The organism is Cutibacterium equinum (assembly GCF_028021195.1).
Taxonomy (GTDB): Bacteria; Actinomycetota; Actinomycetes; order Propionibacteriales; family Propionibacteriaceae; genus Cutibacterium; species Cutibacterium equinum.
In genome coordinates this window covers 228,207-252,848 of sequence record NZ_CP115668.1, presented here as the reverse complement: position 1 = coordinate 252,848, position 24,642 = coordinate 228,207, and the positions used below count along the sequence as shown (strand labels likewise).

25 protein-coding genes are annotated in these 24,642 nt (G+C 64.9%); 6 read left to right on the top strand and 19 right to left on the bottom strand.

Annotation, left to right across the window (positions count from 1 at the left end; all coding sequences use genetic code 11):
* Positions 1–92: 92 nt before the first annotated feature.
* Positions 93–1,610 (bottom strand): DUF7059 domain-containing protein, encoded by a 1,518-nt coding sequence (locus O6R08_RS01040; RefSeq protein ID WP_271418357.1) that lies wholly within the window; start codon positions 1,608–1,610, stop codon positions 93–95.
* On the opposite strand from O6R08_RS01040, the gene O6R08_RS01035 reads away from it, so the two are divergent.
* Positions 1,598–3,904, top strand: coding sequence for a DEAD/DEAH box helicase (locus O6R08_RS01035; RefSeq protein ID WP_271418356.1), 2,307 nt, complete (start codon positions 1,598–1,600; stop codon positions 3,902–3,904). The two genes, O6R08_RS01040 and O6R08_RS01035, sit on opposite strands and share 13 nt — an antisense overlap.
* A gap of 105 nt (positions 3,905–4,009) precedes the next feature.
* Here O6R08_RS01035 and O6R08_RS01030 read toward each other — a convergent pair whose 3' ends face one another.
* From O6R08_RS01030 to ssd, 7 genes are all read right to left on the bottom strand, one after another.
* Positions 4,010–4,411, bottom strand: a complete 402-nt coding sequence (locus O6R08_RS01030) for an Rv3654c family TadE-like protein (protein WP_271418355.1) — start codon at positions 4,409–4,411, stop codon at positions 4,010–4,012.
* On the bottom strand, positions 4,408–4,725 hold the full coding sequence (locus tag O6R08_RS01025; protein WP_271419143.1) for a TadE family type IV pilus minor pilin: 318 nt from the start codon (positions 4,723–4,725) through the stop codon (positions 4,408–4,410). The genes O6R08_RS01030 and O6R08_RS01025 overlap by 4 nt, the downstream gene beginning before the upstream one ends.
* Positions 4,726–4,814: 89 nt before the next feature.
* The gene (locus O6R08_RS01020; protein ID WP_271418354.1) at positions 4,815–5,102 is read right to left on the bottom strand and encodes a DUF4244 domain-containing protein; all 288 of its coding nucleotides are present in this window, start codon (positions 5,100–5,102) and stop codon (positions 4,815–4,817) included.
* 215 nt (positions 5,103–5,317) lie between these two features.
* Positions 5,318–6,067: a type II secretion system F family protein gene (locus O6R08_RS11310; RefSeq protein WP_333907903.1), complete on the bottom strand. Its 750-nt coding sequence runs from the start codon at positions 6,065–6,067 to the stop codon at positions 5,318–5,320.
* Positions 6,064–6,834 (bottom strand): type II secretion system F family protein, encoded by a 771-nt coding sequence (locus O6R08_RS01010; RefSeq protein WP_271418353.1) that lies wholly within the window; start codon positions 6,832–6,834, stop codon positions 6,064–6,066. The genes O6R08_RS11310 and O6R08_RS01010 overlap by 4 nt, the downstream gene beginning before the upstream one ends.
* Entirely contained in the window at positions 6,831–7,997 is a 1,167-nt protein-coding gene (locus O6R08_RS01005) for a TadA family conjugal transfer-associated ATPase (RefSeq protein ID WP_271418352.1), read from the bottom strand. Before O6R08_RS01005 ends, O6R08_RS01010 begins: the two co-directional genes overlap by 4 nt.
* Entirely contained in the window at positions 7,994–9,052 is a 1,059-nt protein-coding gene (ssd, locus tag O6R08_RS01000) for a septum site-determining protein Ssd (RefSeq protein ID WP_271418351.1), read from the bottom strand. The genes O6R08_RS01005 and ssd overlap by 4 nt, the downstream gene beginning before the upstream one ends.
* Before the next feature lie 273 nt (positions 9,053–9,325).
* On the opposite strand from ssd, the gene O6R08_RS00995 reads away from it, so the two are divergent.
* The 3 genes from O6R08_RS00995 (at position 9,326) to O6R08_RS00985 (ending at position 12,031) form a co-directional block, all read left to right on the top strand.
* Complete coding sequence (locus tag O6R08_RS00995) at positions 9,326–9,940, top strand: class I SAM-dependent methyltransferase (protein ID WP_271419141.1); 615 nt, start codon at positions 9,326–9,328, stop codon at positions 9,938–9,940.
* A 199-nt stretch (positions 9,941–10,139) separates the two neighbouring features.
* Positions 10,140–11,408, top strand: a complete 1,269-nt coding sequence (gene nhaA, locus O6R08_RS00990; protein WP_271418350.1) for a Na+/H+ antiporter NhaA — start codon at positions 10,140–10,142, stop codon at positions 11,406–11,408.
* A gap of 95 nt (positions 11,409–11,503) precedes the next feature.
* The gene (locus O6R08_RS00985) at positions 11,504–12,031 is read left to right on the top strand and encodes a phage holin family protein (protein ID WP_271418349.1); all 528 of its coding nucleotides are present in this window, start codon (positions 11,504–11,506) and stop codon (positions 12,029–12,031) included.
* Between the two features lie 177 nt (positions 12,032–12,208).
* Here O6R08_RS00985 and O6R08_RS00980 read toward each other — a convergent pair whose 3' ends face one another.
* The 5 genes from O6R08_RS00980 to nth form a co-directional block, all read right to left on the bottom strand.
* The gene (locus O6R08_RS00980; protein ID WP_271418348.1) at positions 12,209–13,030 is read right to left on the bottom strand and encodes a DUF929 family protein; all 822 of its coding nucleotides are present in this window, start codon (positions 13,028–13,030) and stop codon (positions 12,209–12,211) included.
* 722 nt (positions 13,031–13,752) lie between these two features.
* Positions 13,753–14,019 (bottom strand): ribbon-helix-helix domain-containing protein, encoded by a 267-nt coding sequence (locus tag O6R08_RS00975; RefSeq protein ID WP_271418347.1) that lies wholly within the window; start codon positions 14,017–14,019, stop codon positions 13,753–13,755.
* Between the two features lie 157 nt (positions 14,020–14,176).
* Positions 14,177–14,833: an NUDIX hydrolase gene (locus tag O6R08_RS00970; RefSeq protein ID WP_271418346.1), complete on the bottom strand. Its 657-nt coding sequence runs from the start codon at positions 14,831–14,833 to the stop codon at positions 14,177–14,179.
* Positions 14,830–15,408, bottom strand: a complete 579-nt coding sequence (locus O6R08_RS00965) for a TlpA family protein disulfide reductase (protein WP_408640141.1) — start codon at positions 15,406–15,408, stop codon at positions 14,830–14,832. Before O6R08_RS00965 ends, O6R08_RS00970 begins: the two co-directional genes overlap by 4 nt.
* Before the next feature lie 20 nt (positions 15,409–15,428).
* Positions 15,429–16,154 (bottom strand): endonuclease III, encoded by a 726-nt coding sequence (nth, locus tag O6R08_RS00960; protein WP_271418345.1) that lies wholly within the window; start codon positions 16,152–16,154, stop codon positions 15,429–15,431.
* A 95-nt stretch (positions 16,155–16,249) separates the two neighbouring features.
* On the opposite strand from nth, the gene O6R08_RS00955 reads away from it, so the two are divergent.
* Entirely contained in the window at positions 16,250–16,981 is a 732-nt protein-coding gene (locus O6R08_RS00955) for a Crp/Fnr family transcriptional regulator (RefSeq protein ID WP_271418344.1), read from the top strand.
* A gap of 93 nt (positions 16,982–17,074) precedes the next feature.
* Here O6R08_RS00955 and O6R08_RS00950 read toward each other — a convergent pair whose 3' ends face one another.
* Genes O6R08_RS00950 through O6R08_RS00940 form a run of 3 tightly spaced genes read right to left on the bottom strand, consistent with a single transcriptional unit; the run spans position 17,075 to position 17,996 of the window.
* Positions 17,075–17,530, bottom strand: coding sequence for a RidA family protein (locus O6R08_RS00950; protein WP_271418343.1), 456 nt, complete (start codon positions 17,528–17,530; stop codon positions 17,075–17,077).
* Positions 17,527–17,700: a DUF4177 domain-containing protein gene (locus tag O6R08_RS00945; protein WP_271418342.1), complete on the bottom strand. Its 174-nt coding sequence runs from the start codon at positions 17,698–17,700 to the stop codon at positions 17,527–17,529. Before O6R08_RS00945 ends, O6R08_RS00950 begins: the two co-directional genes overlap by 4 nt.
* Positions 17,697–17,996: a WhiB family transcriptional regulator gene (locus O6R08_RS00940; RefSeq protein ID WP_271418341.1), complete on the bottom strand. Its 300-nt coding sequence runs from the start codon at positions 17,994–17,996 to the stop codon at positions 17,697–17,699. Before O6R08_RS00940 ends, O6R08_RS00945 begins: the two co-directional genes overlap by 4 nt.
* Before the next feature lie 113 nt (positions 17,997–18,109).
* Here O6R08_RS00940 and O6R08_RS00935 point away from each other — a divergent pair, with 113 nt between their 5' ends.
* Entirely contained in the window at positions 18,110–19,132 is a 1,023-nt protein-coding gene (locus O6R08_RS00935) for a Gfo/Idh/MocA family protein (RefSeq protein ID WP_271418340.1), read from the top strand.
* A gap of 95 nt (positions 19,133–19,227) precedes the next feature.
* Here O6R08_RS00935 and ileS read toward each other — a convergent pair whose 3' ends face one another.
* The 3 genes from ileS to O6R08_RS00920 all read right to left on the bottom strand — a co-directional run bounded on the left by ileS (position 19,228) and on the right by O6R08_RS00920 (position 24,402).
* A complete protein-coding gene (gene ileS, locus O6R08_RS00930; protein WP_271418339.1) occupies positions 19,228–22,494 on the bottom strand; it encodes an isoleucine--tRNA ligase in 3,267 nt (1,088 codons plus the stop codon).
* A 282-nt stretch (positions 22,495–22,776) separates the two neighbouring features.
* The gene (locus O6R08_RS00925) at positions 22,777–23,592 is read right to left on the bottom strand and encodes a Cof-type HAD-IIB family hydrolase (RefSeq protein ID WP_271418338.1); all 816 of its coding nucleotides are present in this window, start codon (positions 23,590–23,592) and stop codon (positions 22,777–22,779) included.
* Positions 23,593–23,601: 9 nt separating this feature from the next.
* Positions 23,602–24,402 (bottom strand): HAD hydrolase family protein, encoded by an 801-nt coding sequence (locus O6R08_RS00920; RefSeq protein ID WP_271418337.1) that lies wholly within the window; start codon positions 24,400–24,402, stop codon positions 23,602–23,604.
* Between the last annotated feature and the right edge of the window lie 240 nt (positions 24,403–24,642).

Here is a 24,642-nt window from a genome sequence, read left to right as displayed (position 1 = left end):
CTTTTTAATGATTTCCTCATTAAAATTATCGCACGAGGGAACCCGATGCCACTGGGGCCCGCAATGGTCACCGTTCACCGATTCGTGCAGACTCAGACAGCCTCCAGAATGCCGTGGCGCAGGCACTCACGGACCAACGGGAGCACCTCGGCGAGGAGGTCCTCGTGGTCGACCTCGAGGATCGCCGAGACGGCGCTGGTGATCTGGCCCAGGGTGAGTTCCCCGTCGCAGGCTCCCAGCACTCCACCGGAAGCCGTCGTCATCTCGACGGCCCGGCACAGTCCACGGCGTTGACGCAACACGATGTGCTCGGGGTCGGCGGCTCCCGGCCGTCCGGTGGTCTCGTTGTCGACGTCAGGGCCAATCCGCCAGCGCCCTGCCAGCAGGTCCTCGTCACTCAGCCGCGCCCAGGTGACGGCCTGGGAGCGCTGTGCCATCGTTTCGCCAATCGGCTGGGCGACCTGCCAGGGCCATTCCTCGAAGGACAGGTCCGGCTCGTCGCGACCAGCCTTGGTCAGGGTGATCCAGCCCAGGGAGACGCCAGTGACATTCAGGGTGTCGAAGTAGGACAGCCATTCGTCGTAGCGGGGACGCCACTGGGCAGATCCGTCCAGACCGGCGTCGGTCAGCCAGGTCTCGATGTATTCGTAGACGTCGAGGTGTTCCCGTTCCACGACCCACAGGTCGCAGCCGGTCCCCTCGACCCAGGTGGCCAGGCGTTCGGACCATGGCTGATCGCCCATGTGGGCCCAGTTGGCAAGGACCTGGAGCGTGCCGCCGTCGTTGAGGTGGGCTGGGGCGCCACGGACGACGGCCTCCACCAGCCCGTCCCCGGAGAATCCGCCCTCTCGGTAGACCAGACGCTGACCGTTGGGGCTGGGAGGAGCCATGACGTATGGCGGATTGGTGACGATGAGGTCGAAGGTGTCGTCCCCGGTGGGCTCGTAGAGGGACCCTTCCCGGATGTCCACGTCGGCATGGGAGAGACCGAAGGTGAGTTCGGCCATCTGGAGGGCTCTCGGGTTGATGTCCGTGGCGACGACGCGGTCGGCGTGGCGAGACAGGTGGAGGGACTGGACGCCACAGCCGCAGCCCATGTCCAAGGCGCTTCCCACATGGGTGGGGATGGTCATCTGGGTCAAGGATATTGATGCCGGGGACACCCCCAGCACGTAGTCAGAGCGGGTCCTGGTGATGACCTTGTCCAGACCGGGGGTGAGGTCGGAAACCGTCCACCCGGAGGCACCGTCGTCGGGAGAACCGTAGGGACGCACGTCGGCCAGGGCACGGACCGTCGACCCGTCGAGGCTCACGAGTCCGGCCTCGGCAAGGGTTGCCAGCGGCAGCGAAGCGAGCTGCTCGACGGGGACCGGCTGTTGGAGCAGCCACAGCCGGATGGCCCCAGCCAGCGGATCAGTGCGACCTGCGAGGGTTCTGGATGCCGGGGTGGTGGCGTTTCTGGCCAGTCCACGCTGACCGGACTCTCCGATGGCGGCCATGACGGGGTCAGTGAGGTAGCCGATGTCGATGAAGGTGTTGCGCACCTGTTCGATCTCGTGTGCGGTGAGGTGTCTGCCCATGGTGGCAATCTTGGCGCGTGGCCGTTCCATCTGTCCCATCGACCCGCGACGGGAGGGCTGTGTCTCGGCTGCTGGCCAGCCCCCAGGTGGTCCACGTCGATCATCGTGACGCTGCGGCTGGGCGCACCTGCGCGTGGCCGTCATGGCTGCCCGAGGATTGCCGTCAGGCCGTGGAGAAGGCCGGCATTTCGCGTCCGTGGGAGCATCAGGCGCGGTTGGCAGAGTTGGCCAGAGCCGGTCACCACGCCGCCATCTGCACCGCGACGGCCTCGGGCAAGACACTGGCCTACCTGTTACCGATCATGGCTGCAACGGCGTCGGCGACCCCCGTTCTACCCGAGCCACCCACCCCGAATCTGCCGGCCTCCCTGCGTCATTCCTTGAGACGTAACAGCGCGTTGTATCTGGCACCGACGAAGGCCCTCGCCCATGACCAGGCTCGGGTGTGTCGGGAGATCGGGCCGCGTGACTGGTTCGTGTCCACTCTTGACGGTGACTCCGATGACGCCGAACGACGCTTTGCCCGTGAACAGGCCCGATATGTCCTCACCAACCCGGACATGCTGCATCACACGGTGTTGCCCTCCCACTCCCGGTGGGCCGGGCTGCTGGGGAGCCTGAGGTATGTCGTCATCGACGAGGCGCATCGGTATCGCGGGGTCTTCGGGGCCCATGTGGCCCAGGTCATCCGCCGGTTGCGTCGGCTGTGCCGGATGCATGGCGCCGATCCGGTCTTCCTGCTGTCTAGTGCGACGTCGACGAATGCGGCTGAGGCTGGGGCCCGACTGCTCGGGGTGGACAAGATCGAGGTGGTCGACGAGGACTGCTCCCCTCACCCGGGTCGTGACGTCGTGCTGTGGCAACCAGCCGAGTCTCTGTCCAGTGATGCCACCGAGGTGGTGGCGGATCTGGCCGACGCCGGGATGCAGACGATCTGTTTCGTCGCATCCCGGTCGCTGGCAGAGGTCATCTCCGCCCGCGCGCAAGACCGGGTGACCAGCGGCGCGCGGATCGCGTCCTACCGGGCCGGCTACCTGCCCGAGGATCGTCGGGCTATCGAGGCCGGGCTGCAGGACGGGTCCGTGCGGGCCGTGGTGGCGACCAATGCCCTGGAGCTGGGCGTGGACGTCTCAGGGATGGACGCTGTGGTCATCGCCGGTTACCCCGGACGGTTGTCGGCCCTGTGGCAGCAGGCCGGTCGGGCTGGACGAGCAGGACGAGATGCCCTCGTCATCCTCATGGCCAGGCAGAATCCCCTGGACCAATACCTGTTCAGCCACCCGGAACTGTTGTTCTCCTCCGCGGTGGAGTCGACGGTTCTACACCCGGACAACCCCTATGTCCTTGGTCCGCATCTGGCGGCAGCCGCCCAGGAGGCCTACCTCTGCCCGACCGACGAGGAGTTCTACGGCTCGGCCTTTGCGCCAATGTGCGAGATGTTGACTGCCCAGAAGGTGCTGAGACGACGCGGGGATCGGCTGTTCTGGACCCGTCCGGAGCGGGCCGTCGACGCCATCGACCTGCGATCGGCGTCTGGTCACGGAATCGACATCATCGACGCGGTCACCGGCAGGGTGATCGGGGTCGTCGATGAGGCCGCCGGGGACCGCACCGTCCATCCCGGTGCGGTGTACCTGCATCAGGGTGACCAGTGGCTGGTCGACGAGTACGACCCCACCGAGCACCGCGCCCTGGTCCATCAGGATCTGCCGGGCTACTGGACCCAGCCACAGTCGGCGTCGACGGTGCGCATCATCCGAGAGGAGAGGCGCCGAGAGTTCGGGCCGGGGTACGTGGCGTGCGGGCAGGTGGAGCTGACCGAACAGGTCGTCGGATATCTGCGGCGCGACGAGATCACCAATGACGTCTGGGACTCCGCAGCCCTGGAGATGCCCACCCACACCATGATCACCCAGGCATGCTGGTGGGTCATCCCCGATGCCGTTGTGGCTGAACTCGGCTTGGACGCCGTCCACCTGGCGGGGGCTGCCCACGGCGCCGAACACACCGCCATCGGGCTGTTGCCGATGTTCTCCCCGTGCGACCGGTGGGACGTCGGTGGGGTGTCGACGGTCATGCTGCCCGACACCGGGGCGTGCACGATCGTCGTCCACGATGGCCAGGCCGGTGGGGCTGGTTTCGCTCAGGCGGGTTTCGACCAGGCCGAACAGTGGTGGCATGCGACCGCTGTGCGACTGGCCCAGTGTGAGTGCGAGTCGGGGTGTCCGGCCTGCGTCGTCTCTCCCAAGTGCGGCAATGCCAACCAGATGCTCGACAAGGCCGCGGCGGCCGCGCTGACAGCGGCGATGGATCCTCGGGCCTGATGTCATCCGATCCTGCCCGCCACCCCGGAGGGAGCGGTCACCTCGCTGAGCCGTGACAACCCCGACGTCACCTGTATTCGTCCTTGTCAACCCCCTGTTCTTGGCTCACTCGACCGGGCCGGCCCGAGAAGACTTCACCACCGTGGTGGGCATACCGGGAAGCTCCCATCCGCGATGGATCGTCACCGCCACTGTGACGGTGACGGCAAAACCGGTCGGCGCATCATGCACGTCACACGACACCAACTGAGCGCCATTGGCCTGCACGGTTTGCTGGGCGACCAGACATGCCGACTCTCCCCTGGCCTCGGCTCGTCCAGCCGCCAAGGCAGCCATGTCGGCCACCTCCTCGCCGCGATGACTGGCCGACCACCACCCCGTCACCAGGATGGACAACCAGACGGCGGCTATGAATCCCACGCCGACAGCGGCCACCAGCAAGGTTCCCGAACCTCGTTCCCGGCGTGCACCAACACCGGAGCGGCTACGACGACCCCCTTTCCTCATGACTCCCCCGGTTCCATCGGGGAACGTGCCTGACCACGCAGATGAACCGGCCCGAGCCTTCCCAGGGACCGATCAACCTGAACTGTCACCTCAACCCAGCCATCCGAGGTCGTGGTTGACACCCGCGCCCCCGTCGGGGCGTGCTGCTCGGCCTGACGGGCAGATGCGGTGTCTCCGCGAGCCACCTGCCGGGCGATCTGAGCAGCCGTCGTGCGACAGGAGTCCTCGACGACCACCAGCCCTACAACCCAGCAGCTCGTGACAACGATCAGGGCCGCTGTGATGAGACTGACGGCCATCTCGACCGTCACCATTCCCCGCGACGCGCGCTGACCGGATCGCCGCGCGGAGCGACCCGGCGTGGCGGACACCCATCGGTGCCCGCCACGACGAGCCAACGCGGTCACGGCAGCATGCCTCCGGCCTTGCCGATGATGCCGACGACCAGCTTGAGCAGTTTGGTGAAGACCTCCTGGTGAGTGACGATCTTCAACATCACCAGGGCGAGGGCGACGGCAGCAAGCATGCCGACGGCGTACTCGGCGGTGGCCATGCCGCGATCGATGAGGGTGTTGCGTGCTGCTCGGTATCGTCGCCGAGATGGTGATTCCACCACAGCTTCGGTTGAGCCAACCAGGTCAAGGGACCTGGCAGAAATGACCGGTTCGGTCGTTGGGTTCTTCTCAGACACTGTCGTCTCCTGTCCGTCCTTGCAGCCGAGCCAGTCCCGACTGCCGTGAGGTCGGCGCCTCACACCTACAGTTCTCGTCTGAACCCTCGAAATCCGTCACCTTTTTCATTTCTGTGGACAACCCCCGCATGACCGGCTCAACCCCTTGTGGATAACCGTTTTTGCCACGGACATGGCGACGACGGCCACGCCCTGAAGCGCGGCCACCGCCGGTCTCACAACGCCCCGAGCACCATCCCGGCGATGATCGGCACCACCCCCACCAACAGGAAGGCTGGCAGGTGGCAGCAGACCAGCGGACCGATGGCGTCGACACCGGCCTTGCGTGCCTTCTTCTCTGCCTGCTCGGCGGCAGCGATCTGCATCTGGGCGGCATGGGCCAACAACAACTCGCTGATCCCCTCGCCCGAATCCACAGCCCGTGAGACGTCCTGAGCTGCATCTCGCCACACCGGCACCGTCGCGAGCCCGGCCCAAGCCTTGGAATCCGCGACCCCAGCAGTCAGGGACGACTCCAACCTGCGCAAATCGCGCCCACAGGGTCCGTCCAGGGATTCGGCCACCGTCGTCACGGCTGATCGCAAGGGCAGGCCCGCCTCCATCGCGCTGGACAACATGATGAGGGTTTCGGGCAATTGGGCTGCCCGACGCTCCTCCTCCCGGCGATGCGCTGACGACTCCAACCGCCCAGATCCCCACCACACCACGGCTCCGGCGACCACAGCCACGACAACCCCCACCGGGAGCGGCCAGGGAACTGCGGCCATGACCCCGCAACCGGCTACCAGGCCCGCCACGACCCGAACCTCAGGGGTGGGGGCGCCGCTGCGAGGAGCAAGCCAGGATGGCGCAGGCTTGTGAGGCTCCGTTCGGCATGTCCCTGCTGGTGGGACGACCAGCCAGGCCGCCACCGCAGCCATGACCATCGCTGGAATCACCATTGTGCCCACGTCGATCCCGGTCACGGCAGGGCCTGCCTCGCCACGCGATCGGCCAGGGACTCACTCCACAACACCCCGGCGCAGGCCAGCAGGGTCGCCCCCACAAGACAGGCTCTGCCCAACCAGGTGGTCGTCAGGAAGACCGTCGGACGTGCCCCGACGAGATGGCCCATGAGCAATCCGACGAAGGGCAACAAACCCATGATCCGTCCAGAAGCCCTGGCTGCGGCCAGCTCGGAGTCCAGGGTGGCTTCCAGACGAGCTCGTCTGGCGGTCCCCTCAGCTATCGACGTGGCCGCCGAGGCCAACGGGGCGCCCGTCATCGCGGCCAGCTTCCAGGCATGGGCCAGTGGCACCAAACCCGCCATCCCCGGCTGCTGGGCGGTCGCGATGAGAGCGTCGGACACACTTCCGCCCACCGCTTGTGCCCGTCTGGCGCGAGCCAGCACCTCAACGTCGTCGGCAACGTGGTCCAAGGCCACCGACGGGATCTCCCCGACCGACACTCGGCCTGCCAGGGCCCTCGTCGCTCGGGCCACTTCCCGTCCACCCTTGAGGGCCTGGGCCCGTCTCCGCTGCCGGCGCACGACGATGAACACCGTCCCACCCACGGCGGCAGCCATGACGGCCCACACCACACCGCTGATGCCACACACCAACCCGGCGACCACGACTCCAGCCGGCACCACCGACCACACCGGCAGGCCTCGCTCCTCTCGACGTCTCATGGGAGGCGGGATGACGATCCACACCGCCACGCCCACAAGTACTGCGGCTGTCACGATGGTCATGGGGCCACCTCCATCCCCAGCAATTGCGACAACGCCCTAGCACCCTCGCCACGGGTCCGGGCACCGTGGGCGTCCCATCGCACGGCTGGAATCACCACCGCTCGACCATCGACGTCGGTGAAAACCCCGATCTCGGCCACTCGCCGCCCTGACGGCCCCCGTTCCAGGTGGATGACGGTGTGCAGGGCCGCGGTGATCTGGGCCGAAGCCGCCTCTCGGGACAAACCGCCCAGGGCCGCCAACGCCTCCAGACGAGCCGGCACCTCGGCCACACCATTGGCGTGCACCGTCCCACACCCTCCTTCATGCCCGGTGTTGAGGGCCATGAGGAGGTCGCGCAATTCGGCCCCTCGGACCTCTCCCAGGACGATCCGATCGGGCCTCATACGCAGGCACTGACGGACCAGATCGGTGAGGGTCACCGAACCCTTGCCCTCGGAATTGGCAGCGCGGGCCTCCATCGAGACCCAGTGCGGGTGATCTATCCAGATCTCGCGGGAATCCTCGACGATGACCAGCCGTTGATCCGGTGGCAGACTCGTCAGCATTGCCGACAGCAGGGTCGTCTTGCCAGTTCCAGTGCCGCCAGTTACCAGGAAAGCCAACTTACGGGTGAGGATCTGGTCGATAATACGTCGACAGTCAGGGGTCATCGATCCCCCACACACCCAGTCGTCGAGGCAAAGACGGCGCCGCGACGGCACGCGCAGGCTCAGGCAAGTTCCCGGCCGAGCCAAGACGTCGAGGACGGCATGGACTCGAGTACCATCGGGCAGCCGGGCATCAACCCACGGGTTGCCGTCATCGAGACGACGCCCCACGGCCGCTGCCAGCCGCACCGCCAGCGCCCTCACCTCCTGAGGCCCACTGAAGGTGACGTCAGTCAGTTCCAGCCCCTTGCCACGATCGATGAACACCTGTTCTGGGCCATTGACGAGGATGTCCGTGACTCCCTCCATCACCAAGAGAGGCTCCAACCGGCCCACCCCGGTACTGGTCCGACGCAACTCCTCGACGACCGCCAGCACCGTCTTGTCGGAGGCCACCTGGCCGCTGTCGAGGATGGCGTGCGCGACGTCCATCGGCGTCCAGTCGCGGCCAAGACCTGCCAGTCGACGACGCACCTGCTCGACCAACTGACGATCCGGTTCGTTGCCACTCATGAGTCCATCACCGCCTCAGCCAGGTCCCGACACCGGCGGCGCCATTGCCGAGACGCCACCACCCACGGCGCTTCGGCGTAGCCCGTTCCTCGAGCCAGTCGCCGGTCATCCCTCACCACGACGTCGGGTCGCAGGCCCAGCACCGACTCGATGTCACCGTCAGGCATCGCTCGCCCCGAACCCCGCCTGACCACCAGCAGGTTGGGCAGGTCCCGGCCTCTCGCGGTCATGACGGACCTGAGATCGGCGGCGACCACACCGATCCTGACGTCAACTGACACCTCCGGGGCCGCCATGCCTCCCGGATCCACCACGACGAGATCGTGGTCCCCCGCCAGGGACTCGACCACGGCCCGGCGCGCAGCTGGAGACACCTGGGCACTCACCCTGCCCGCGCTGACCACCGCGACGCCGTCGATGGACGGCAGGTGAGACCCCAGATCGGTCGTCACCCCGCGAGCCGAGGCCAACTCAGGCCACCGCCACCCGTCTGCCCTCTCAATGCCCAGCAACAGATCGATCCCACCGGCGTGGGGATCAAGTTCGACCAGTCCGACCTTCATCCCGGACCTCGCGGCCGCCCAGGCCAATCCAGCCGCCAAGGTGCTCACCCCGGTACCGCCACCACTTGAGTCGACCTGCACCACCGTGGCCTTCGAGGTCGCGGCCAGTTCGTCATGGAGGATCTCGGTGAGTACCTGATTGGCCTGCGGCACCACGATGACGCTGGCCGACAGCCCTGCCGACCATCGCGCGGCCTCCTCCGCGTCGAAACCCACGACATGGGTTCCCGTCCGCGACGGCAGCCCCCACGCCATCACCGTCCCGGCCATGTCGGCACCCACGAGCAGCGGACCGTGACGCGACCACGCTCGCACTGCAGCGTCCCTGTCTGCCACGACCTCGACGACCACCCCGCCACTGGCTGCGACCGACCCGACCACTTCGGACAGTCGGATGTCACGGCTCACCAAAGCCACGGAGGTGGTCTCCGGGGCAGTGTCCTCGGCGGACCGGCGCACCGCCGCGTCCCGTTGTTCTCCCAGAATCCTCATGCCTACAGTTCTCGTCGCAGGACGCGAAATCCGTCACCGAATCCTGAATCTGTGGAAAACGTGACGAACCACCCAGGGACCCCTGTGGACAACCCCCCGATCTCAGCACTTCCCCCTACAATCGAGCCCATGGCAGTCTCCTCCACCCCACGTTTCCCCAGTGGCACTCTCGAATGGCTGACTGCCGGATGCCTGGAACCAGGCCATCGCGTCATCGTGCTGTGCCCGACCGTCACTTACTGCCGAACTGTGGCCGCCCACGGGGTCGAGGTGCTGGCCGTCCATCGCGACCCGGACACGGCAGCCAAGCTCAACCGCATTCCCGGTGTCATGGCCATCTGCGGATCGCCCGAATCGCTACCACTCAACCCCTGCAGCTTTGACGCCGTCCTGGTACACCAGGGCTTCCACGAACTCGCTCCCGGCCTCGTGCTGCCCGAAGTCGCGCGCGTCCTGCGGACCGGTCGCGTCCTGGGCGTCTCCTGGTTGGTGCGCGACGACACCGTCCCGTGGGTCAAGAGGTTGGCAGCCCTGCTGCGCACTGTTGACCAGAACGCCATGAGTGGCGATTACGGCTCTGAATCGGTGCAGGAACTCATCTCCAGCACGTACTTCCCCGACGCGGAACACACCACGAAACGCATCTGGGTTCCGCTGGACCGCGACTCTCTCATCGCGATGGCGGCCAATCGTCCGGCCGTTCAGGCCCTCGACCCCACCGCTCGCGGCGAGCTGCTGGCCAAGGTCGCTGCCCTTGCTGACGATTCTGCCGGCACGAGTGGTCTGAGGCTGCCCTACCAGCTCGAATGTTGGCGAGCCTGGGTCGATCACGACGAGCTGACCACCCCCATCCGCCCTGACGACAACGGGCTCACCATCACTCTCTGAGGTCAACAATCCTCTGACGTCGAGAACCCTCTGACGTCGACCCATGTCGTCACGGCGCCATCAGGCCACGACATGAACACCGATGCGACGTCACACCCCTTTGGTACGCTTTTCAACGAGGTGTGCCGGGAAGTCTGGTCGGCGTGGCCGTGTCCCCTATCCCCGCTGAGCCTGTGCCGCGGATACGCGAAAGGTATTGATGACCGATTCCCGCAAGAACAAGCGACCCCGCGTGAGCATCCTGCGACCGGTGTCGGGCCCCAACGCCCTGCACCTGTCCGACATCTTTCGAAACGAGACCACCGGCGGCATGCTGATGCTGGCAGCCACGGTCGCAGCCCTCCTGTGGGCCAATCTCGGTCAGCATTCGTACCACTTCTTCCGCGAGTTGACCGTTGGACCGATGACGATCGAGCAGTGGGCGGCTGACGGTCTGCTGACGATCTTCTTCTTCATCGCAGGTCTGGAACTCAAACGAGAATTCGTCGAGGGTTCACTGTCACGACCTGCCGACGCACTGGTGCCCATCGTCGCCGCCGTCTGCGGAATGGTGTTCCCGGCCGGGATCTACACGGTGTTCAACGTGCTGTCTTCTCAGGGGCATCCAGCAGGTTGGGCCATCCCGATGGCCACCGACATCGCCTTTGCCCTGGCAGTCCTGGCCATCGTCGGATCTGACCTGCCACAGGCCGTGCGAGCGTTCCTCCTCACCCTGGCCATCGCTGATGATCTGGGTTCCATCATCGTCATCGCGGTCTTCTTCTCCAACGGCCTCAACATCTGGTGGCTGGTGGGCGCGATCGCCTGTATCGGCCTGTGGGGGGTCATGCAGCACTTCCACGTCGACAACGGTTGGTGGTACATACCCCTGTTCATCGTGGGTTGGTGGTGCATGTTGCACTCCGGCGTCCACGCCACCATCGCTGGTGTCGCCTTCGGTCTGCTCACCCGCAGCGAGGAGGACGTGCTCGACGACCCCGCTGACCGTTGGCAGCACAAGGTCGAGCCGTGGTCGGCAGGTGCCGTCGTCCCCTTCTTCGCCCTCATGAGCGCAGGGGTGAAGGTCAGCAAGGACACCTTCCTGGGTCTGTGGACCCACCCCATCTCCCTGGGCATCATCTGCGGCCTCATCGGCGGCAAGGTCATCGGCATCACGCTGGGCTCCTGGCTGACGGCCCGATTCACCTCGGCCGAGTTGGGGCGAGGTGTCGCGTGGCGCGACGTCATCGCGGTGTCGGTACTCGCCGGCATCGGGTTCACTGTCTCGATGCTCATGACTGACCTCTCCTTCCCGAAGAGCCACGCCTTCGCCGACGAGGCCAAGGCCTCCGTGCTCGTCGCCTCCTTCCTGGCAGCCATCCTTGGTGGCGGGTTGCTGCACCATCGCAGCAAGAAACACGCCTTGCGGCGACAGAAGCACCCTCACGAGGTTCCAGTAGCTGCCGGCAGCTCCATCAACACCGACTGACCCTGTTCCCTCGACGACAACTCAACCCGGATACAGCAAATCGAACCAATTCCCGTTAGGCTGAGATCACCACATTCATGACGCGGAGGCATCCCATGGCAGACAAGCTCCCGGTTGGCGACACGATCGACAATCTCAAGACGGACGGCCAGAAGTTCGTCCAGGACTCCAAGGCCTTGGTGACGGCGGAAATCAAGCCTGCCGCCAAACACGCCGGGATTGGTGCCGGCATGTTCGGTGGTGCTGGTTACTTCGGCATCGTCGGCGCACTGCTGCTGTGGCTGTGCGGTGCCTTCGCCTTCTCCCTCATGTGGCAGCACATCGGCGACTGGAGCATCCTGTTGTCCTTGGTCGTCGGTTTCGCGACGATGGCCGTCGCCATGTTCATTCTGGCCGGCATCCTTGCCCTGATCGGTAAGAGCCAGATCTCCCAGATCAAGGCCCCGACCGGCGTCGTTGACGAGGCCAAGTCCACCCTCGAGGCCGTCAAGTCGGCTGTCGCCCGTGGTAAGTACAACGCCACTGCTCGCAGCAGCATCGACGCCAACGAGGTGTCCTCGCACCCCGCGCCGACAGCTACTGGCGTTGCTGCTCCTCGCCGCGCTACGGACACCCGCCACTGAACCTACGTGTGACGCTGGCCCTCCCCACGGCACTGTGGGGAGGGCCAGCATCGTTGTGCCCACCGTGACCTCGTGGATCAGGGGACGTCATCCGGGTGCGCACAGAGGCCCCTCCTGAACAGCCTCAGTTCCAGGAGGGGCCTCTGTTTTGCTGTGCGCCCAGGCCAAGGCTGCACTTCACCTCAGTTTTTTGGCTGCTGCCTTCACACCAGGAGACGTGCAGACGTTGGCAGGTTCGTTGCCAGTCCGGGAGCAAATCTCGGCAGTGAAGAGATTCGCACCCCCTACGATTGCCTGCGCCTCTTTTGAATGTGGATCAGAAAGAGCTTTCGCCACGTTTTTCGGGTCTCCCCCCGCCAGCCAAGGAGTGTAGCTAGGGCTCGACGTGGTGATGTCACCCCAGTAGGTGAAAGGAATCCCTTTCTTTGGGTTGTACGTGTCAAATATCTGTTGTTTAGCCTCCGGAAGGCTTGCTATCTGTCGACCTTCTCTATCGGACAACTCGTAGGCGTCCAAGTCAACATACTTACTGCTGTACTTGTAGTTCCTAAAAGTAATCGTCGGGATATTGGGAAGCTCCTTTTCTGTCGAGCTCGACAGGATATCTTTCAGCCCACTGAAGGTTCCAAAGCGCGACAACGCAGCCGCGAGAGGAAGTCGCTCCATTGCGCAAAATGGACAGAACTCTCCCCCCACATAGAAGAGCTGCACCTTGCCGCCCTTGTCAGGCTTGTTCCCAGTTTTGGTGGTCGGGAACTCCGCAGAACCAGGGCCAACCTTGTCATAGACGTCTTCAGGAATAGCGACGATTGCCTTGGAGATCGCATCCTGGGAGGTATCCACAGCAGGACCTTGGCGGGACTTATTGATACCAAGCGCCGTGCCAACAACGATAAGAGAGAGGACTAGTACGCCTACGACGACGTAAGCGACCTTCCGACGCTTCATCTTGAGTGATTCGCGTTCTTGTTCCTTGCGGAGAAGTTCTCGTTTGCTCATAGTCTTATCCATGGAGAGAAAATTGATCTGATGCCCAACGAGGGACCGATAATCATACGGGTCTTATTAGTAGCGGGACTGCTTCTTTCGGTCGCGTGAAGTACAAGATACCTGCATGCGGCCATTCTTTCTGGAGACACATTCGTCAGCTTCCCTGAACTCACCGAGGTGCTGCCGAACCCCTCGAAGCAGTAGCGACTTCAACGGTTCTGCGTACGATTAACTGTAATGAAAGGTCGTGAGGCTTGTTGCAATTAACCAGAACCAGCATAGTAGCGGCTTCCGCCTGGGACTGACTGTTGCAATTCTACGACAGCCAAAAGCAGCATCGGCTGCGATGGAATCTCCGGACTTGAAATCGTTTCACGAAATGCGCGCCAGTATTTTCCTCCCTGTTGGTTGATCTTAAAGGCAGTGAAATACTAGCACGCAAGGGGTTTTAAGAAAGGATTGGGCTGCTAGTGTCCGGGCCCGTCCTCAGCTTGATCGAGGGAGGGCTACCCGCATGTAGCGGAGTCAAGGATAGCCCGCACGGGGTCGTGGCCGAGGAGATGTTCGGCTGGGAGTTGTGAGAGTGATGGATTACCGGTTCTGGTTGATGACCCAGGCCCGTTCCTGATCGACCTTGGCGAGTATTCCCTGCGATCTCAGCGCGAGTTGGTGTCGCGTCTCATTGCTTTCGGCATCTCGCCCCTCCGCAACCGATTCCAGACCCCGCAAGATTAGGCAGCAAGGTAGGCACTGAGAGCCTCACGAATCAGCTCCGAGGTCGTCAGCCCACTCTCACGCTGCCGCGTTGCCAAGGCAGCAGCCAGTTCAGGGTCCAACCGCACCGCGACCGTGCGAGACGGCCCCGTCCCCAACAACGGACGCCCAGGACGATCCCGTCGCATCGTCACACCCGGAAACCCAGCTTCCGCATTTGCCACCATCGCCGCAACATCCGCATCCGTGACCGGAACGCCACCTACAGTCCCGTACTCACTCATCGCGCCCTCTTCACCTGCTCCACCGTCGATCGACGCAACCGCATCGCATGGATGACCAACACTCGTTCATCATCGAACACCAGCCCCACTAACTCGAACCAGCGCCTTGCATCGTCACAACACCGTGGGGAGGGCCAGCGTCATTTTCTACGCTGGATCAGGGGATGTCATCCGGGGCCGTGCCCTCCGGCAGGCGCCGCGCCCCCAGGTATCCCTCCGGAATCTCCACGATGCGCTCACGGTCCCAGGGGCGCGCCCATCCGCCGCGCTCGAGCAGGGAGTCAAGGACATGGGCCGTAAACCCCCAGACGAACAAGTCGGGCAACACGAAAGCCGGTCCGCGATACCCCGACGGATGCCGGGTCATGGCACGAGCGGCTGGGTTGGCAAGGTCTGCCAGTCTGACGCGCTGTACCAGGGCGACCTCGCCGGGATCGACGACCCCAACGGCCCCTTTTCCTTCCCATGTCGCCACGACGGTGGTGACGTCGGATTGGCTGGCAGCCACATGGGCAGTAGGCAGGATTCCTCTGACGGTGACGAGGTCGCGGTCCAGCCCCACCTCCTCCTGAGCCTCCCGTAGGGCGGTGTCGACGATGGTGTTGTCGGCCTCCTCCGTGCGTCCACCCGGCAGGGCCACCTGGCCGGCGTGGTGGCGTAAGAACAGCGGACGCCGCGTCAAGACGATGTCATGATCGGTCTCGCTGACCAGGGCGAGTACCGCTGAGGACCGACCGCCACGGGGACGACGCCCCACCGAGAAATTGGGGTCCTCGCGCCCCAGGCTGGCGATGAGAGTGTTCAGATGACTCATGACGTCCTTCCGATGGCTTTCTCGATGGCGGAGTCCAGTTCTTGTTGCGAACGCCACTGGCCATTGTGGTGAGTGATGATGGTGCCGTCCCTCACGATGAAGGTGACGGGGACCCCGACGATCTGCCATGCGCCTCGGATGGTGCTGTCGGGGTCTTGAAGGTGCGGGAAGGTCAGGCCGGCCTCGCTGGCGAAGGAGATGGCCTCAGAGGCGTCGGGCTCGGCGTAATCGACCCCGAGGAAGGTCACCTGGTCGTGGTAGCGGCGGTAGGCGTGGGCAATGAGGGGGGCCTCACTGTGGCAGGGCCGACACCATGACGCCCACACCGTCACCAAGGTCACTCCTGTGGAGGTCGTGCTGGCCATCGAGATCGTCGGCCCCTCGCCGAGGCATTGCAGGCCGACGTCAGGCATCGGCTGGCCCTCGGCTGCCGTCCCCTCGGTCTTGGACACGGGCCCCGACGACAGACGGGAGCAGTCCGGGATGCCGGCCTCCTCGCGCTCATGGGCGATGTTGGCGTCTGACCCGCAGCCGGCCAGCATGACGACGGTCATCACTGCGGCAAGGATCCTCATCCTCGTCATCGGCATCTTCATCATCGGCGCGGCTCCCTCACCAAGGTGGCCGCCTCATCGGGGTCAGTCGGCCCCTGGCCATAGGACGGGCACCATCCAGCCACCGGGCAGACCCCGCATGCTGGCCGTCGGGAATGGCAGCGACGACGCCCATGCCAGATGAGACGATGACACAGCATGACCCAGTCCGCCGGCTCGAAGAGGTTCGCAAGGTCAGCCTCCACCTTCGCCGGGGTCGTCGCGTCAGTCCACCCGAGTCGTCGCGACACCCTCATGACGTGAGTGTCCGGGGTGATCCCGGGCACCCCGAAGGCATTTCCCAAAACGACATTGGCGGTCTTGCGACCCACTCCTGGCAGAGTCACCAGGGAGTCGAGATCCTGCGGGACCACTCCATCGAAGTCGTCGACGAGTTGTGCGGCCATCGACACCAGTCGCACGGCCCGCGTCGGCCCAAACCCCAGGGGCGCCACGACCGTCTCAACCTCACCGACGTCAGCGCTTGCCAAGGCCTGTGGGTCGGGCCAGCGGGAGAACAGCGTGGGGGTGACGGTGTTGACCCGTCGGTCCGTGGTCTGAGCCGACAGCACGGTGGCGACGAGAAGCTGGTAGGCGCCGTCGTGGTCCAACTCGCAGCGCGCATCCGGGTAGGCCTCGGCCAACAACCCAGCCACCTCGTCAGCATGTTTCTTGCACTGCTCTCGACGCACTGAGGTGGTGGGTGCAGCTTCCATGATTCCTAGCATAGAAGGAGAAAACGACCCCCCTGCCATCACAAAATGTGACACCTGCCACAATATAAGCACCTGCATGCGGTGCCTCGACCGACGACGGTCGGACGATGCAGGTGCCCATGAGGGGAGATGTTCGGATGGCAAATGTGGTGGCAGCAGCGGCGACCCAACCGTTCTTCGCAGCTCTTGGCCCCGCCTCGGCCGCCCGGATCATGGCGATGTGTGAAGCCTTGGTCTGTCCACGGAACACAGTGCTCTTCGAGGCCGGCGACTCAGCCGACAACCTTTACCTCGTTGTCGAGGGCAAGGTGAAGCTCACCCGTTCCAGCACTGCCGAGGACCTCACTCCCCGAGACTCCCTGCTGTGGCTCATGGGCCCCGGAGACATGTTCGGGGAGTTGTCGCTGGTTGACGGCGGCATGCGCTCCACGACAGCCACCACGCTCACCCGCTGCAGTTTGCTCAAGGCCCCCGGCATGCAGATGCGTGAACTCGTCGAAACACGCCACGACGTCGCCCTGGCCATGCTGGGGCGATTGTCAGAGCGGTTGCGTCGATCCGACGACAACACCGCCCACTTCGTCTGCGGTGACGTCCCCAGCCGTCTGGCCTACACCCTGCTCGACCTGGCACGTCGGTTCGGCACCACGAACCCGTCGACAGGCCACGTCGTCGTCCGTCATGACCTCACCCAGCACGAGCTGGCCCAGGCCGTCGGGTCCTCCCGCGAGACCGTCAACAAGGCTCTCACCGACTTCACCTCTCGTGGGTGGATCGCTGCACGCCCCAAGGCCGTCACCATCATGGAGCCCGAAAAGCTGGCAGCACGGGCCAACTGAGAGGCCACGTCCGGTACGGACACCCCCCAGAACACACAACGTCCGGGGCCAGGACGTGGACCTGGCCCCGGACATGTGCGAATCTGCGTGTGATCAGACCTCGACGGTCAGCTCGACCTCGACGGGTGATCCCAGCGGAAGGCTGGCCACACCGACGGCGCTGCGTGCGTGGCGTCCCTGCTCGCCGAAGATCTGTCCGAGCAACTGGGAGGCACCGTTGGCCACCCCGGCCTGGCCGGTGAAGTCCGGGACGGAATTGACGAAGACGACAACCCGCACGACACGCTTGATGGCGTCCAGCCCGCCGGCAACGTCAGCGGCAGCCGCGATCGCGTTGAGGACCGCAGTGCGTGCAGCTTCGGCGGCCTGCTCAGCAGAGACGGTGTCACCCACCTTGCCGACAGCGATCAGTTCGCCGTCGACGAAAGGGAGCTGGCCAGAGGTCAGGATTTGCGACCCGCTCTGGATGGCCGGCACATAGTCAGCCACCGGAACCGCAACCGGCGGCAGGGTGATTCCCAGTTCAGCGCACTTCGCTGTGGCACTCATCGGGACTGTTCCTGGTCAGGCAGCGGGCGCTTGAAGTAGCCCACCAATGATTCCGGATTGGGGCCAGCGACGATCTGGACGAGTTCCCAGCCGTCGGCTCCGAAGGTGTTGAGGATCTGCTGCGAGGCGTGCACCAGAATCGGTGCCGTGAAGTACTCCCATCGAGTCATGACTTCACCCTAGCGGTCTTCGGTTGCGATCCCTGATCGGCAAGGAGCACATCGCGCCAACTCGTCACGTCCGGGCGCTCGCGCAGCAGGCGTCGCCTCTCGCGCTCAGTCATTCCTCCCCAGACTCCCCACTCAAGGCGGTTGTCCAAGGCTTCGGCAAGGCACTCCGGACGCACGCGGCAGTCAGCGCAGATCCGCCTGGCGCGGCGCTGCTCCTTCCCGTCCGGGAAGAGGGCATCCGCCATGCCGCGGCAATTCGCTAGGAGCGTCCAATCGTCAGCTTCATTGCTTCCCACGAATCTCACGGTACGCGGTAAAGATGCTTTTTGACAAGGCAAGGCACCCGCGAACCGACCCCGCAGTAGGTCACATCGTGGTGGTGCCGCCATGTGACGTCTAGAGTTGTGTCATGGACACCACGGCCACCATTGGTTGGGCGATCGCGGGTACCGGGCGCATCGCCCGCACAGTTCTCGACGACTTCGCGCACGTGCCTGGAGCACGCATTTCCGCCATCGCGTCGAGGTCCCCCGCGCGTGCCGATGCCTTCGCCGATCTGGTCTCCCAGAAGCTGGGCACACCACGTCCCGACGCCCACGACTCGTATGCCGAAATGATCGCCAACCCCGCTGTTGACGTCGTTTATGTGGCAACTCCACACGCTCAGCACCGCCCGATCGCCTTGGCTGCCATCAACGCGGGAAAGGCCGTTCTGGTCGAGAAGTCCTTCGCCGCCACCTCCCAGGCAGCAACCGAGATGGCCGAGGCCGCACGGACCCACAAGGTGTTCGCGATGGAAGGAATGTGGACCCGCTTCCTACCCGTCGTCAGCGAGATGATCGACGCCGTCAACAAGGGCGCGATCGGGGAGCCGACAGGTGTTCAAGGCGACTTGTTCGCTCTGCGCAATTATGACCCGGAGGACCGTCTCTTCTCCCCTGCGCTGGGAGGAGGGGTGACCCTCGACCTGGGTGTCTACGTCCTCGATTTCGCCATCCGGCTCTTCGGCGAACCCACCGAGGTCATCGCTCGCGGCAAACGCTTCCCCAACGGTGTCGACTCCGACGCCTCGATGCTGCTGACCTTCCCGAAGGGCAAGGTCGCCACCCTGGCCATCTCCCTGACATCCGACGGGCCGGGACGCATGACGATCCAGGGCACGGACGGCTGGATCGAGGTGGAGCCGAGGTTCCACCATCCCAGCCGCATCCTCATCCATCGCCGCGGGGTCATCCCGGAAGTCCACAACACTCCTGCCCTGGGACGCGGCTATGCCCACGAGCTCATCGAGGTCTGCGAGTGCCTTCGGGCTGGACGCACCGAGAGCCAGACGATGCCGCTGGACGACACCCTCGCGGTGGCTCGCACGATGGCCAACATTCTCGACCAGCTCGGCGTCAAAAATCACGACGACACGGAGCTGCCGTCCTGACCTCCCTGTGAGACCGATCCTCCCCCGACAACGCACATCGGGCGGTCACCCTGGACAGGTGGCCGCCCGACGTCATGGGTCCGTCAGAGAGTCGATCAGACCTTCTCGACCTTCACAGCCAGGCCGAGTTCCTCGTCGCGGAACCACTGGTCATCGGCCTGACCACGGGTGACCGAGGTGGCCAGCACCTCGCCAGCGATCTCGTCGAGGTGTTCCTCCACGGCCTGTGCCAACTCACCATCGGCCTGCCAGGACAAGCAGATGCGGTCGGAGACATCCAGACCAGCCTTCTTGCGGCTGTCCTGGATGAACCGGATGACCTCCCGGGCTTGTCCGGCGCGAGCCAGCTCTGGGGTGATCTCCAGATCCAGGGCCACCGTCTCTCCCTGCTCGTTGAGGACGCTCCAGCCCTCGCGCGGGCGTTCGGAGACGATGACGTCGTCGGCGGTCACGACGGCCTTGCCGCCCTCGACCTCGGGCACCTCCAACGTCACCGAACCGTTCCCGGCCAACTCGCTGGCCAGCCATCCTGGATCGGCAGCGGCGATGGCCGCGGCGACCTTCGGGGTGGCCTTGGCGTACTTCTTGCCGAGGGCACGGAAGTTACCCTTCGCGGAGTGGTCAACGAGGTCCCCGGCCGCAGTGAACGACTCCAAGGCCATGACGTTGAGCTCGGAACGAATCTCGGCCTGCAGGTCGTCGTCGAGCTTGGCCAGTGCAGCACCCGAGATGAGGGCACGCGACAGAGGCTGACGGATCTTGGCCTTGGCCTCGGCGCGAGCGCCACGCCCCAACTCGACGATGCGTCGAGCCAGATCCATCGACTCGGTGAGGGGCTCGTCGATGACGGCCTCGTCGGCAACCGGCCACCTCGACAGGTGCACCGATTCTGGGCCCTCCGGGTTCGTCGTCACGAAGAGGTCCTGCCAGACACGCTCGGTGATGAACGGCACCATCGGGGCCATGAGACGAGTGAGCGTCTCAAGGGTCTCGTGCAGGGACCACAGGGCGCTCTGGTCGCCGTCCCAGAAGCGACGGCGGGAGCGACGCACGTACCAGTTGGACAACTCGTCGACGAATTGGGCGATGAGATTTCCGGTGCGTTGGGTGTCGAAGTTGTTCAGTGCCTCGGTGACCTCGCGGACCAGAACATTGGTGGCGCTGACGAGCCAGCGATCCAGGATGTGACGGTCCGCGACGGCCGGAGCCGCAGGGGCAGTGGCCGGGGACCAGTCATTGGCGCGGGCGTAGAGGGCATGGAAGCTGACGGTGTTCCAGTAGGTCAGCAGGACCTTGCGGACCGCCTCCTGGATGGTTTCGTCACCGACGCGACGAGCGCTCCACGGGGAGCCGTCAGCGGCCATGAACCAGCGCACCGCGTCGGCACCGTGCTTGTCCATGAGCGGAATGGGCAGCAGGATGTTGCCCAAGTGCTTGCTCATCTTGCGGCCGTCCTCGGCGAGGATGTGGCCCAGGCACAACACGTTACGGTACGAGGACTCGTCGAAGACGAGGGTTCCCACGGCCATCATGGTGTAGAACCAGCCGCGAGTCTGGTCGATGGCCTCGCAGATGAAGTCGCCCGGGTAGTGGGACTCGAACTTCTCCTTGGAGCCGGGCACGTGCGGGTAACCCCACTGAGCGAAGGGCATCGAGCCCGAGTCCAGCCAGGCGTCGGCCACCTCGGGGACGCGATGGTAGGTGTGGCCGTCACGGGTGAAGGTCACCTCGTCGATGAATGGACGGTGCGGATCCATTCCCGTGAGGTCACGTCCGGCGTACTGGGACAGTTCAGCCAGGGACTCCACGCAGATGACGTCGGAGGGATCATCGTCATTGCGCCACAGCGGCAGCGGGGTGCCCCAGTACCGCGAGCGGCTGACGGCCCAGTCGATGTTGTTCTCCAGCCAGTCACCGAAGCGGCCGTGCTTGATCGTCTCGGGGTACCAGGTGGTGCCCTCGTTCTGCTCGATCAGCTGCTCCTTGACGCGGGTGGTGCGGATGTACCACGACGGCTGGGCGTAATAGATGAGGTGGGTGTCGCAGCGCCAGCAGTGCGGGTAGGAGTGCCAGTGCATCTCGAGACGGAACAGGATTCCACGCTTGTCGAGATCCTCACACAACGGCTTGTCGGCGGTCTTGAAGAACTGCCCACCAACCAGCGGGATCGACTCCTCGAAGGTGCCGTCGGGGCGGATCGGGTTGACCAGCGGCAAACCATAGCGCCGACAGGTCAGCAGGTCGTCGGCACCGAAGGCTGGGGCCTGATGGACCAAGCCTGTGCCGTCCTCAGTGGTGACGTAGTCGGCGAGGATGACGAAGTTGGCGTCAGTAGGGGTGGGACGACCATCAGCGGTGACGCGCTCGGTCTCGGGCCACTCCAGGAAGTCGTAGGGACGCTGGTAGGTCCAGAACTCCATCTCGGAACCCATGAAGGACTCGCCAGTGAGGCTCCAGCCCTCCCCCAGCACCTTCTCGAACAGCGGTTCGGCGATAACGAGGTCCTCCGAGACCGGGTCGTCGCCAGAGGCGGTCGCAACGGCGTCGGAACCCTCCGGAACCGGGTCCTGGTGAGCGACGACGTAACGCACCTCGGGATGCACGGCGACGGCGGTGTTCGAGACGAGGGTCCACGGGGTGGTCGTCCACACCAGCAGCTTGGCCCGTCCGGCCAACGGGCCCGAGGTCACCGGGAAGCGGACGAAGATCGACGGGTCGCGGTCGTCCTGGTAGCCCTGGGCCAGCTCGTGGTCGGACAGGGTGGTGCCACACCGCGGGCAGTACGGGGCGACGCGGTGGTCCTCGCCGAGCAGACCCTTGTCCCAGACTCGCTTGAGGCCCCACCACACCGACTCGACGTAGGACGGATTCATCGTCCAGTACGCCTCGTCCATGTTGACCCAGTAGCCCATCCGCTCGGTGAGTTCACTGAAGGCGTCGACGTGACGGGTGACGGACTCACGGCACTTCTCGTTGAACGGCTCGACCCCGTACTTCTCGATGTCAGGCTTGCCGGAGAATCCCAGCTCCTTCTCGACCGCCAGCTCGACGGGCAGGCCGTGGCAGTCCCAGCCGGCCTTGCGGTCGACGCGGAAACCCTGCATGGTCTTGAAACGGGGGAAGACGTCCTTGAAGACGCGGGCCTCGACGTGATGGGTGCCAGGCTGACCGTTGGCGGTCGGCGGTCCCTCGAAGAAGGTCCACGGCTGGCCGTCCTTGGTGGCCTCCAAGGTCTTCTCGAAGGTGTGCTCCCGGGCCCACAGATCCATGATCTCGTGGTCCATCGCGGGAAGGTCAATCTGCGGCGGCACGCTGTTGTACTGCCGGTAGCCGTCAGGGCGGACTGAGTTCACATCGGTCATCGCGGCGGAGGGTCCTTCGTCTCGGGTCTCCGAGGGACGAGCACACCGGTTTCTCCGGGTACCCGCGGTACCACCCTCCTTGCACGACGTCAACGACGTCGGCCTCTTGGTTCGTTGATCGCTGCCGGTTCTACTGAGGTGGTGTGCGCACGTACCCGTTCTTCCGGCGGCTCCGGGGTGATCGCCCCATCACTGCCTTGCGGTCAGGCCACAGCTTACTCCACGGCATCGTCATGCTCCAGACCGCGAATATCGTGTGATCACGTCCGTACCCCCGAGCCGTCAGCAGCGATCAGCCGGCTCAGCCAGCAGGGCCTCGATGATCTGGGCGACCCCGTCCTCGGCATTGGACGGGGCTTGGTGTCGGGCCGCTGCAGCAGCCAGCGGGACCGCATTGGCCATGGCGTAGGAGTCCCCGGCCCATTCCAGCATCTCGACGTCGTTGGCCCCATCCCCGAAGGCCACCGTGTCACGTTGATCGACGCCCAGGTGATCGCACAGCATGGCCAGACCAGAATCCTTGGTGACCCCCTTGGCGCTGATCTCCAACATCGGCTTACCGGAGGTCGTGACGTGCACCTCGTCAGCGACGGAAAGACCCGATGCACGGGCAGCGAGTTCCTCGATAGGCAGGCTGGGGTGACGGGCCACCATCTTGAGGCAGTCCCCGTCAAGAACCTCGTCGAGGTCCAATGCCGGCATCTCGGCCGGCTCGCGGGAGTGGTCGGCGAACGTCGTCAGCTCGGCATAACCGCGCTGAGAGGCGAAGGTGAACCCGTCGTCCTTGATGGTCAGGAAGCGGGTACCGGGGGCGGCCTCGAGGAGACCGTGCGCGAACTCGCTGGCCAGGGCAGACGGCATGGGCTGACGAAACAGCACGGTGCGAGCCCGGAGGTCCCAACAGATCGCCCCGTTGGAGCACAGAGCCCAACGACCCAGGTCGTCACGCCATGTCTGGATGCCATAGATCTGCCGGGCGGTGACCGGGACCACGGGCACCCCGGCCCGCTCTGCGGCGCGGATGGCATCACGAGTGCGAGGGCTGATGGCCCCCTGCGGGGTCAACAGGGTTCCGTCAAGATCTGTTGCGATGAGCACACGGCGAGATTATCGGGATGCCAGCAACTCTTCGACGACAATGGCGAACCCGTCCTCGTCACAGGAAGGGGCACGCCGGTCGGCGGCCTCGATGGCAAGGGGGTTGGCGTTGGCCATGGCGTAGGAGGTGCCAGCCCATCGCAGCATCTCGACGTCGTTGGCACCATCACCGAGGGCGACGACATCGGAGCGATCCTCGCCGAGAACCTTGCAGATCTGTTCGAGTCCTGCGGCCTTGTTGACGTCGGCCCGGTTCGCCTCAGCCATCGAGAACCCGGCCCAGGTGGTGTGGACACCCGGAATCGCGAGACGCTCGGCCAGGGCGAAGACCTCCCGGGCCGGCACGCTCGGATGGGTGACCATGAGTTTCAGCGCGCCTCGGGAGCACAGTTCCTCACGGGTGACGACGACGTGTTCAGCCGGGTCATTCTCGGCTTCGTAGGGCGGAGTGAGCTCGTCGTAGCCAGCCTCGACGGCGAAGATCGAGGAGTCATCAACAGCCGAGCAGAACAGCACACCTGGAAGGTGGGCGGTCATCGTCTCAACGAATCCTCGGACCGTCTCGGGCGGGATCGGCAGGGTGTGGAGAACATCGTCACCGGACAGGTCGAGACCAACAGCGCCGTTGCACACCAGGGCATACCGATGGAAGATCGGCCCGATGTGGCGCAGACCGCCGATGGCCCGTCCAGTCACCGGAACGACGTGTACTCCGGCTGCTTCGGCAGCCTCCAGAGCGGCGAGGTTGCGGGCAGACACTGTGGCGTCTGGGCGCAGGAAGGTTCCGTCGAGATCAGTGGCGATGAGCACCGCTCCAGCCTATCGATCCAGGTCGAACTGGGCCGGTGGCCCGAGCAGTTTGGGTACCGCCGGTGGAGAGCACCACAATGGTTCTGCTGGGTGTTCCTGTGGAGAGGGGGATTGGCGATGGCACAGAAGCGAACGGACTCTGGCCGCGGGTCGGCGTCACCCCATCGACCCTGGCACGCAGACGAGTCCATTCCGCTCACCTCCGACGGCATCGACGCGCGTATCTTCCGGCCCGGACAG